The organism is Blautia sp. HCP3S3_H10_2 (assembly GCF_052122375.1).
Classification (GTDB): domain Bacteria; phylum Bacillota; class Clostridia; order Lachnospirales; family Lachnospiraceae; genus Blautia_A.
In genome coordinates this window covers 1-11,044 of sequence record NZ_JBQKCL010000029.1, presented here as the reverse complement: position 1 = coordinate 11,044, position 11,044 = coordinate 1, and the positions used below count along the sequence as shown (strand labels likewise).

The following is an 11,044-nucleotide window of genomic DNA, read 5'->3' as shown; positions in this document are numbered from 1 at the left end:
CAGTGCCGCTTGAAAAGAAGCCGAAAAAAATGCCTCAAACAATGATGTATGCATTATAGCAGGAAAATTGCCTTTTTGCACTACGCCATGTTTTGAGGCACTTACAAAAAATGGTATAATTTTCCTATCATAAACGCAAGTAAAAAATCATACGCAGGGCACAAAGAGGGATACAGAATATGGTAAATGATAAATTATATAATGCGGTAACCTTTTATATTGAATATGGAGATATGGGCTTTGCACAAATAAGTAATTTTATTCATAAGGTTTTGGCGCGAATCGAGCTTAACAGTAAAGAGGCAGAAAATATACGTTACAAATATTACAATCAGGCTGAGGGATGGCAGGATGTACAATGGGTGAAGAAAATCTTGAATGATCGCATGGAGTATAAAAAAATAAATGAGCCACATAAAATTCGAAACCTGGATAACTCCTATAGAATTAATTTTCTCATTGTATTCCGTGAACATACTTTAAAGGATATTACAGAATTGCAGAATTTTTATCTTATTAAGAATTATTTCAGAAACGCATCTGTATGGGGCGTATTCTGGGGAAGTTCTGATATGTATTATAAAGTATCCCAGTATTTAAGTGGAGTCTATGATTTTTATCCCAGTTTTTATGACCAATTGTATCATCGGGGGGATAACCTAAGGCGGCTACAGAAGAATGGAACTGCAGTTTCAAGGAGAATTATGCCCCTTCAAGTGATTAACACGGAAACAATTGAGGTGTTGTTTGGGAAAACAGAAGACATATTGGGTATGGAAGTTCTGAAAAATATAATTGCAGGGCAGGATATGTCTCAGATATCATGGCGTTTTCATAATCAGATTGGAGGAACTGCGAAATTACTTGGTGAAAGCAGACATATGATTCATGAAGTTTCAGACGAGGAATTGTATCAGCTATTTTCACAGACGAGTGTGTTAGCTCTTGTTTTTCTGGCATATTTTATGTGGAATGCAGGCAAACAGGCATGGAAGGCAGAAGAACTTCGGTATTGCCTTACACAATTTGAAGAGTATTCGTATGCATGTAGACAATTGGCGGAAAATATCGTATTCCATTCTACTGCGGGAGAAGGATGCCTGTCTTTGAGAATCTACAGTCACGGAGAAGAGTATTTAAAAAAGAAATATAGTTTAGAAATTCCTGGAGACAGTTGTTATTTTGAAATTGAAATTTCAGATTATGCAGCAGATAATAAAAAGGGAAATATAGCAGAGAATTTTGCATCAAAAATGAAAGAAACCGATATGCAAACATTGTTTGAAAATAGTGTACCGGCAGATTTTTTTGGAAGATTATTTGATGAAAATGAAGAAAATTCAGTGAAATGGAAGAAGTATTACTCTGACTCCAGGAATATAGGGAAACATTTTGGCCTTAGAATTTTTGAAAAAGTTGTATATCAAAATAAGGGTGTTTTTATGGCAGAAAGCCATTCTGAACATCGGCAAAAACAAGGAGAATGGTTTTCTACTGGAGGAAATGAACATCAGAAAACATACTGCATGCCGGGAACACGGTATTCTATTGCATTTCCTGTTGGAAGCGCCCGAAGTGCTATTTTCGATCAGGAAAGAAGCTTTGAATCTGGAGAAAAATTTGTAAAAGCGGTGAATGACTTTTGGGGTTATTTAGTTTGTGATTCGGGTAGGGTAATCCCTGCAATGCAGTATGTTAATCAGGCTGATAAGGAAAAGTATATACAGAGTGTTGCTGCAATCTTGAAACAACAATGTGAAAATACGGATTGTCAGGTGATGTATTTTTCTGCTGAAGATATGGGAAAGCAGCAGGGTGAGATTTTAGCTAAAGCTTCAATTATCGCATTGTATCAATTAGCTGACAAAAAGCACCTGGTGTTTTATGGATGCGAAAGAGCTATGATGGATGAGTTTAGAATTGCAGCAGAAGCTCTTTTTTACAATACTGGGCTTGAAGAAATGTTTTATGGTATTTATCAGCAGATTGCGCTATACGATGATGAACTGGAGGAGTTTGTGTTTATTCCTGGAAACCGTGGGTTGTCAGATGAATTAAATATGCATTTAGGCATTATGAAAACAGCACCTGTGTTAGACGCTGGGTGGATACCATTTGATATTTTTAAGTCCGAAAAAGGAGGACAATATCAGAAATCTTTATTTGAAAAGTATACGGAAAAAGTTTTAGAAGAAGATATTCAGAGCAATAAGCTTGGCTGCAGGATTCGTCATACCCATATGAGACTTGGATCAACGATTCATATTGATGAATTTTATGAAGCTGAAATTATTTTTGGATCAAGATTTTTTATATCAAGATTTGCTTATCTGATTGTGCAAGATATGAAGAATGTGATAAAAGATGTAGAAAAAATCACCTTATATGGATATGCAACTTATTCGGAAAATCTTTTGATTGAAATAATAAAGTTGCTTAGAATGGTGAAACCAGAACTGGATGTTGATTTTGCTATTCTTGAGAGAGAGGCTGAGCATAGGGGATTACTTCATGCAGACAGAATTAGATATGGAAAATTGTTTCATTCTGAAATTGAAAAAAGGGATTATTTCAGAGACAGAAAGATAGTTATAATTGTTCCAATTAATTCGACTTTAAAGACGCATAAACGCATGCTGGATTTATTTTCTGCACAGAATGCGATGACAGATGATAACTCATGGATATTAAAAAATTATGCGTTGATTCTGGTCGGCTCAAAAGCAGAAAATAGTTATTGGAAATTAGACTCTGATAATTATTATATTATAGATAATATAAAGCCGGATCCAAGGTATTATGTGAAAACTGCGGTTGATTATAATGAAGCATTGAAATGTAAAATGTGTTTTCCAGAGAAATCAACTGCAGAAATTCCCTTGATCGAAGTAAATGCAGCTTCTACAATCCCAAATCAATCATTTGGTGTATGGAGTGTTGGCGCTGTTTGCAATAAAAATGCATTGTATAAAGAAATATGTGAAGAAGAAAAAATGCTCAGACCTTTGAAGGAATGCCTTATATATGGCCATATATGCAGAAAAGAAAGTCATTTTCTTTATTATTTCCAGACAGAATATTTACTTTCTGCTGAAAGAGAAAAGATAAAAGAAAGTCTTAGGATATGGGCGGAAGATAATATAAATAAAGAGGAAGCTGAGTATAATCTTATCGTAACCCCATTGCATTTTAGTAACGCTGGATTTGTAGAACTTGTAGATGATGTTGTGTTCCATGGTGCTTGTATGATCCTACGAGTTGATTTCGATAAAGAATACCGTAGTAATATGTACGCAAAATATTCCAATATCCGTACTTTGGTTAATATATTGGAAAAAAGTGAACAGAAGTGTGTTTTAAAAATACATTATATTGATGATAATATTATTTCAGGAAAAACTTTTTATCGGGCCAAGAGTCTGATAGAAAGTGTCTTAAATATGTATAATCAAGAAAGTCAAAATGTTGAAATTCGTGTTTTTGACAAAGTGTTTACACTTATTGACCGTAATTCTGAATCCAGCAAAATGCAATATATAAGATCCTGGAATCCTCTCGGACGTAACAAAGAAAATTTAAAAAGGGATTTTTATACTTATATTTCACTTTCTATTTCTTCGTTGAGAAATTATGGGGATTCCTGTATAGGATGTAACCTGGAGCGAGAGGCTGAGTTATTGTATCGGACATCTTCTACAAAAGAGATTGCAGATTATTGGAGTGAGCGTATAAAAAAATACGCTTTGCAAACATTGCCTGAACAAATGGTGGATAAGGCTGGAAACATGTCATATTATAAAAACACTGAAGCGCGGGAGCGTGCTTACAGACGAATGGTGTGCACACATATTGCAAGAAAAATCCTAGAAAAGAATGGGTACATTAATGAAAAACAGAAAACGGTATTTGGCATATTGCAACTTGTAAACTGTGATTATGTGAATCGGGAAGAAAATCAATTTGAATACTTTCTGTCCTATCTGAAGGTCTTGTCCAGACCATTCATGGTTTTTCAGAAATCTATTAAAGAAGGAATATTTGATATTTTATTAATTGTGATTGATTCTATGATAAAAGAACAGTCTATAATTAATATTGTAGAAGGAGTAAGTGACCAGAAACCATATTTAAAAGGTGATGGTCTTTTGTTGGAGTGGAAAATACTGGAGACTAAAATTGTTCATACAAATGAAAGGACAGATGCTGAAAAAAGAGATTTGTTGTTGATTGTAATGAAGCAATTGACGGAATTAAAAAGCAACTATATCATGCGACCAGATATTATGCAGGAAATATTCGGTTATGTATATGGATTGTCTGTAATGAGGGACGAAAAGAGCAGAAAAGAATTTCAGAAAAAGTATGTTTTGATGATAAAAAGGTTAATTGGAATTAGTTCAGATACAAGTAAAGGTCTTTGGCTGGATCTGATGCTTCATAAAGAAAGAATTCTGGTGGGAGTACCTGAAGAGTTTCAACAGTGGATGATTCTGGAAAATACTCGGGTATTCAGAGATGGAATTGAAAAATTTGATAACTTGTGTAGTCAGAATAAAGAATTAGCAGACAAACTTAATTCCTATTATGAGAAGCTGTTCCTTGGAAATGAGTACCTTGCATTGCTAAAGCGAATGGAAGAATTTCGTGAGAATAAATTGGAAAGCAGTACAGAAGAGGAGGTTGAAAAATTTCTTAGAAAAAATTTGCAAAATAATATGGTCTGTACAGAAAAAACAGTAACATACCTGAAAAATTCGGAAACCGGACACAAAATGAAGCAAATATTTGATTATATCCTAAAAAAAATTAAGGCGGAAACTGTTTCAGTTAATTGGCTTAATGAAGTGATTAGTTTAAAAACGTGTTTTAAGAAACATTCGGACATCTATCAGTATAGTAACTTTTATACTTTAATGGAGGCATATGGAATGGCCGATGCGGATGCAAGTGATTTTACAGAAAGGGGAATAGAGGTTATTGCGAATTGTCTGGGAATTTATGAAATTTGTGAACAGGTAGAGCGACAGGACGGGGTAGAAAATAAAGAAGAAAAAATTGCATTAAAAATTCATAAACTGGCTGTTTTTATGCAAAATATACTTCATGCATACAAAGTACAGGTTATCATGGAAAAATCCTACAGCTCGGACTGGTGGAAGGAATATTTGCTGGATAAATTTAATATGGACATAGTAAAAAAACATTTTCCGGAAAAAGAAGAATTGTGTTTAAAAGTGAAATGCCGGAAAGATTATATGTTGCTGGCAGATAGCACTACAGCAAATACGATTGACAGTGCAGCTAATGAAACTGTAGCAGATTGCCTGAATCGTTTCCGGGAAGATGATGTTAGTAATGAACGTGGATATCGGATCAATAAAAAAGAAGGGTACTTTATCTGGAAAATAGGAAATATGACGAAACATGATATATTTTTCTATGCAGAGTTTAATCAGGAACGAGAGCAATTGGAACTGTATAATGATTTGAGAAATGTGATGATGTTTTATAATCTTTTACAGACGAAATTGTTCAATATGAAAGAAAACAGCGTGCTGTATGAATTAATGGTTGCACGGTCAGAACTGGAAGTTTATAATCGAAACAAAGCACATTCCCATACAAAAAATGATGTAATACAGGCGCAATATAAGCAAGCACTTATGGATGAAAATTTGCAAAAAGAGTGCAGTGAAGTATATCGCTCTGGTGTTTTAACCTTATTATCTGATTTAAATGTGAGTGAATTGTATCGTAATAGTTTAAAACCACAGTTCTATACGCAAAAAATAGAATACGATTATAAGGTGTTATGGGACGATCAGGACTCCGTGATTAAGTCTGGGGCTTGTTATTATGTAACTCATGGTGTTGCATCTGACTTGATAGAATTAAAAATTGTCACTGATGAGGTACAAATTGATAGCGATGAACCAGTGAAAGATAAAGAGCGGGTTTTGTGCGGTTCTGATTCTAAAAGACAGTTTTTCTTATTACTATTTTCGATTGCATTAAATGCAGCTGGCAGAGAGAGGGGAAAAACAGAAGATGGTAAAATAAAAGTTTTTTTCAGCAAAACTTCAGATGGAAATTTGAGAATCATGAACGAATCACAGCTTGGAAATCTGGATATAGAAAAAATAAATAGAGAAATTCTGATTGAACCGGAGCGAGAGGAAAGGGGGATTTCTTTGTGGGCAATGTCAAGATATATTAAACGTATGTTGTGTAGAATGCTGGAACAGCGTATTAAAGATTGGGATAGAAATGCACAAACAGAGAAAATTTCAGAAGTGCAGATTGAAAGGTACAGTAAAATTCTTACAAAGGCATTAAGTTCAGAGTTTGAGTTGAAGGCACAGTCAATAAGGGTAAATGAAAAAGAATATTTTTCAATTGAAATTCCTGTTTTTTGGGAAAAATATCAAAGAGAATTAGAATTGTGAGGGAAGTATAGGGATGAAAGATATAATTATTTTTGAGGACTCACTTGAAAATACAGTCGCTTATGTAGAGAAACTGAATGAAATGTCTCTAGTGTCAAAAATATGTATTTTATTGTATTCTGTTAATACAGAGATTGCACAAGAGAAGATTAACGATTTAAAAGGGCGGTTCCCGGAGAAAACACATATTGAGGCAGTGAACTTATGGAATTATGAAGAGAGACTGGATGACTTCTATAGTCAAAAAAACACCTTGTTTCTATTTGATATGAATTTAAATGGCGATGGTTCAACCAGGTTTAACAATCGTATAAATGTAATGTATGCGAAAAAGAAAAGGGAATTGGATAGTGGCAGACGGCATCCCAAAATCTGGTTTTATACAACAACGAAAGCAGAACAAAGAGCTGTTTTGCTGGAACAGTTTCCAGAGTGTACGTTGCAGGTTAGCAGTATGGGAAAGAAAGGAGTACTTCTGGATTTTACGAATACTGGGTTTATGCAGGCATTGGAGGATGATGAATAGGAATGATCTTATATTATTATACAACTACGCAGACAATGCAGTTTATTTTAACCAATTCGAATATGTTTGCAACAAATATGAGTTACATGAACGATTCAGAAGAGTATGTAAATGGGTTGGCAGAGCTTAAGTTTATTTTAAACGACACGGAAACTATCAAAAAATGGAAGCAAAAACATGAGAAAGAGCCCAGAGTAGCTGAATTAGATTTTAATAAGATTAAAGGAATTTGTACTGAAAATGCGCTCGCGGAATACAAGAATCAATGTGACAGCTATTCTATTTCTTTTTGTACAAAGAAAGATTTGTTAAGTCAGTGGTCAATGTATGCAAAAGAATCTGGAGTAAGTCTGACTCTGGATTTTTCGGATTCCAGTTTATTAAAGTATAAAGGATATGTGAGTGGTACTGAGAAATCTGAGCGAGATGAACTTGTGGAAAAATCAGTGGTAGTGGAACCAAAGCCCGTATACTATTTCACGCATAGCGCGGATATGGGTAAAGAAAATCAGCAGAGTATTGCAGAGAAAATTCTGGATGATTTTTTTCTGAATATTCCAGAGAAAACAGATATTTATGAATGCTTTGAAGATCAATGGAAGATGTTCGGTACATATATAAAAAGATATGATTTTTATCAAGAGAACGAGCATCGTATTGTGTTCAATCTGAAAGATTTGCGAATTGCTCCCAGAATAGATTATAGAAATGAAAAATATGTTTTAAAGCCCTACCTGGATATTGAATGTGAATCTGGCTGGCCTGTTACGGAAGTAACACTTGGACCTGGATTTAATCAGGATGCGGTTTTTAAGAGTTTACGGCATTTTTTAGATAATGCAGATATTGCTTGTCATATTATGTGTGAGGGAGATTATTGGAAAAGAGTAGAGCAATATATGAGTAATGTTCCAGAAATTTGGAAGCAGACTAATGTAGCTTTTCCGAACGAGATCACTCAGCTGAAAACCAAAATTAAAAATCAGAGAGAATCTTCAAGCTTTGTCTTTAATAAAAATGAGATACACAATATGGTTCAAAAAACTGTTGGTGCGATTTTGAATAATAGCAGTCTTTCAGAGGCTGAAAAGAAGTTTTTTGAAGAAAACTATTTTTCAGTGTCTGGAATTGTTTTAAGGAAATCTAATATTCCGTATATTTTCTGACACATATGTTGAGCTTGAATTGGAACAAAACATATAAAATGACAGGGGCTATTTAGATGGCAAAGCTAAATAGCTTTCCTGTCGACGCTATTTTATATTTTAATAGTAGTGATATATATACCTCATATGCTACCTTTGTAAGGCTTGACACATCTTATGGCGCTGAAATAAAAAAAGGGTTTAATCACCGTTACTAAAGAAAGGGCTAACTATGATAGAATAAATTCAAATAAACGGTTGGAGACAGATTCTGGTAACTTTCCTATTGACGCTGTTTCTGGTGGTATAGCATCGATCCACGTTCAGGATATCATCATAGAATATGAAAAATGATTGTTATGTGGTTTCGGATGTTCCGGCTATTTTGAAATGAAAATCTGACAGCAGATCATGCATATAAAGTAGGTCGTTTTCTTGGCTGGTACTATGGGGAGCTGAAACGCCAGAAGGGGGATCATACCCCTGCGCGTATTGTAATAGGAAAGGATACCCGCCGTTCCAGCTATATGTTTGAGTATACACTGGTGGGAGGCCTGGTGGCTTCCGGAGCAGACGCTTATCTGCTTCACGTTACCACCACGCCCTCTGTGGCATATATTGCCAGAACCGATGAGTTTGACTGCGGCATCATGATTTCCGCCAGGACGATGCCGACGTCCAGGCAGCTGTACAGCAGGTAGCAGACGCCCTTGGCGACACCGGAAGAATCCTGGTCCGCGAATCCGGTACCGAACCGGTAGTAAGAGTTATGGTGGAAGCCGAAAGCGAAGAGGTTTGCCGGAAGTATGTGGATAGTGTTGTGGATGTGATTAAGGAGAAAGGGTTCGCACTGTAAGAGGATTGTTGGGGAATCAAACTTAATTTGGGGTTCCAAAAGTTTATTGTTGGGGTGTAAGAAATGGGGATTCCGCCTGGCTGGGACCAGGCGGAATCGTGTATATAAGATATGTTATATAATAAACAAACATGGAAAATTGTTCGTTTTTGGGACTTGCTGATATGAAGTAAATATGCTAAATTTAATTTGTAAATATCTTTTGTCTGTGATTTTGTTTCCATATGGAGGTACGATGAAGAAAGAATTACAGTCACAGGGCAAAAGAGAAAAGCACATAGATTATGATGTTACATCGCATATCAGAGATGTGAACGGACATGAGATTTTCAAGAACAATCGCCTGACGAGTCAGTTTTTAAGTAATTATACAGGAATTCAGATGCTGGCTGGAGTGCGACCTGAAGATATCGAAGATGTAACAGAACGGTACCATGCGTTTCTTGGAATCGAATTTGAATCAGACACTATCAAAAAGGTATGCCTGCACCAAGCAGATGGGACACCAGACAGGGAGATTTATGTGATTTCCTTGATTGAGCATAAAAGTGCAGTGGATTACGACGTTGCGATGCAGCTTTTTCGTTACATGAGTGTTATCTGGTATGACTATCGGATGGAGCAGAATAAGAAAAAGAAAGATGCAAATCGCAGAAAAGCATTTAGATATCCGTTAATCATTCCCTTTGTCTATTACGAAGGGAAAGAAAAGTGGACGGCAGACTTGCATTTGAAAGACCGAATAGAGTTCGCGGAAGAAATGAGCGAATACATACCCGATTTCCAATACCACGTAGTCAGTGTGTAGCAATATACGAATGAGGAACTCAGCAAAAAAGGAGACGATATGGCTCTTGTAATGCTGATTAATAAGATACAAAATCCGGAGGACTGGAAAAGGTTTACAGAAGAAGCAAGAGAATTCATGGACACTGCATACGCCGAGGCACCGGATGAGATAAAGGAAGTCGTTATAAAAGTACTGTGGGCACTGCTAAAAAAGATGAATGTGCCGAACGAAGAAGCCCGGGAACTGATGGGCGAGATTGGAGGGCATGGTATGGGAATCTTATTTGAAAATGCGGAAAAGATGGACATACAGGCTGAACGAAAGAATACACAAAGAGAGAAAGAAAGGGCAGATGCAGAGAAAGAAAGGGCAGATGCAGAGAAAGAAAGGGCGGATGCAGAGAAAGAACGCGCAGATGCGGCAGAAAGGCAGCTTGCAGAACTGCGTGAAAAACTTGCCAGATTAGAAGCGGAGAAATAATAGGAAAATATAAAGAGAGTGGAGAAAACAACACAGGCAAAGGAAATATACTAAAAAAACGGAGGCATATGTCTCCGTTTTTGCGTAGGAAGGACAAAATATTCCTACTTTACTTGTAAATTATGGGTAAACGTCAAACCACGCGCCTGACATTGGATTGTCCGTTCCGAAGTCGAGTTGTCGATAGGAACATCGCCGTCTTCCAGGAAAACTTTAAGATATTTTTCCTGGTTGATCAGGAAGTTCAGTCCCTGGGCTGTTTTTGATTTGGGTGGCACAGCACATTCCGCAGCCTGTTGTTTTACCCACGCAAAGAATTCCTCAACCATCGGCCAGATCACTTCCTGTCGCTTTTGAAGACGTTCTTCCGATGGGAGCCCTTTCAGCTCCGTATCGATGTTATAGAATCCGGCAATCTTTTGCAGTGTCTGGTATGTAACCGATTCTTTGACCGCCTGTGGTTCCTTTTTATCAGCTGCTTTTACCGCGTCTGCAAAATCGCGCCTTGCATGTGCCCAGGAGTTCGCGTTTGTTACCTCTGGGAGTTTCCTTTCAAGTACATGATACTGCTGGAGGCTGTCCGTTAGGCGAGTGGTTTGACGTTTACAATTATGGCTGTATCCAAACCATGTGGAATGCGCTGGTGGTTTTACTGGTGTTCCGGATGGTTTTGTGGGATAATGGAAATAGCTGTAAATACCGATGAATCAGTGCACACTGCACGGTCATCGAGTGCATGCTTTCCGGTGTTTCAGTGCACGCTTTCCGCTGCATAGTGCATGGACATAGATTAGTCCTATA

At 36.6% G+C, this 11,044-nt stretch carries 6 protein-coding genes and 2 pseudogenes; 7 read left to right on the top strand and 1 reads right to left on the bottom strand.

The window, feature by feature from the left end; genetic code table 11:
- The first annotated feature begins 179 nt into the window (after nucleotides 1-179).
- The 7 genes and pseudogenes from ACTQWB_RS18385 to ACTQWB_RS18355 all read left to right on the top strand — a co-directional run bounded on the left by ACTQWB_RS18385 (nucleotide 180) and on the right by ACTQWB_RS18355 (nucleotide 10,243).
- Nucleotides 180-6,446 (top strand): hypothetical protein, encoded by a 6,267-nt coding sequence (locus ACTQWB_RS18385; protein ID WP_441502851.1) that lies wholly within the window; start codon nucleotides 180-182, stop codon nucleotides 6,444-6,446.
- 13 nt (nucleotides 6,447-6,459) lie between these two features.
- Entirely contained in the window at nucleotides 6,460-6,972 is a 513-nt protein-coding gene (locus tag ACTQWB_RS18380) for a hypothetical protein (RefSeq protein ID WP_441502852.1), read from the top strand.
- Between the two features lie 2 nt (nucleotides 6,973-6,974).
- A complete protein-coding gene (locus tag ACTQWB_RS18375; protein ID WP_441502853.1) occupies nucleotides 6,975-8,138 on the top strand; it encodes a hypothetical protein in 1,164 nt (387 codons plus the stop codon).
- 377 nt (nucleotides 8,139-8,515) lie between these two features.
- Nucleotides 8,516-8,791, top strand: a pseudogene (locus ACTQWB_RS18370) (phosphoglucosamine mutase); the annotation flags it as partial.
- Nucleotides 8,758-8,973 carry a hypothetical protein gene (locus ACTQWB_RS18365; RefSeq protein WP_441502856.1) on the top strand — a complete coding sequence of 72 codons (216 nt, stop codon included), beginning with the start codon at nucleotides 8,758-8,760 and terminating at the stop codon, nucleotides 8,971-8,973. The pseudogene ACTQWB_RS18370 and the gene ACTQWB_RS18365, both read left to right, overlap by 34 nt.
- A gap of 235 nt (nucleotides 8,974-9,208) precedes the next feature.
- Nucleotides 9,209-9,781 (top strand): Rpn family recombination-promoting nuclease/putative transposase, encoded by a 573-nt coding sequence (locus tag ACTQWB_RS18360; RefSeq protein WP_441502854.1) that lies wholly within the window; start codon nucleotides 9,209-9,211, stop codon nucleotides 9,779-9,781.
- Nucleotides 9,782-9,820: 39 nt separating this feature from the next.
- Nucleotides 9,821-10,243: a hypothetical protein gene (locus ACTQWB_RS18355; RefSeq protein WP_441502855.1), complete on the top strand. Its 423-nt coding sequence runs from the start codon at nucleotides 9,821-9,823 to the stop codon at nucleotides 10,241-10,243.
- Between the two features lie 152 nt (nucleotides 10,244-10,395).
- Here ACTQWB_RS18355 and ACTQWB_RS18350 read toward each other — a convergent pair.
- Nucleotides 10,396-10,830: pseudogene (locus tag ACTQWB_RS18350) on the bottom strand (IS66 family transposase); the annotation flags it as partial.
- Nucleotides 10,831-11,044: the final 214 nt, after the last annotated feature.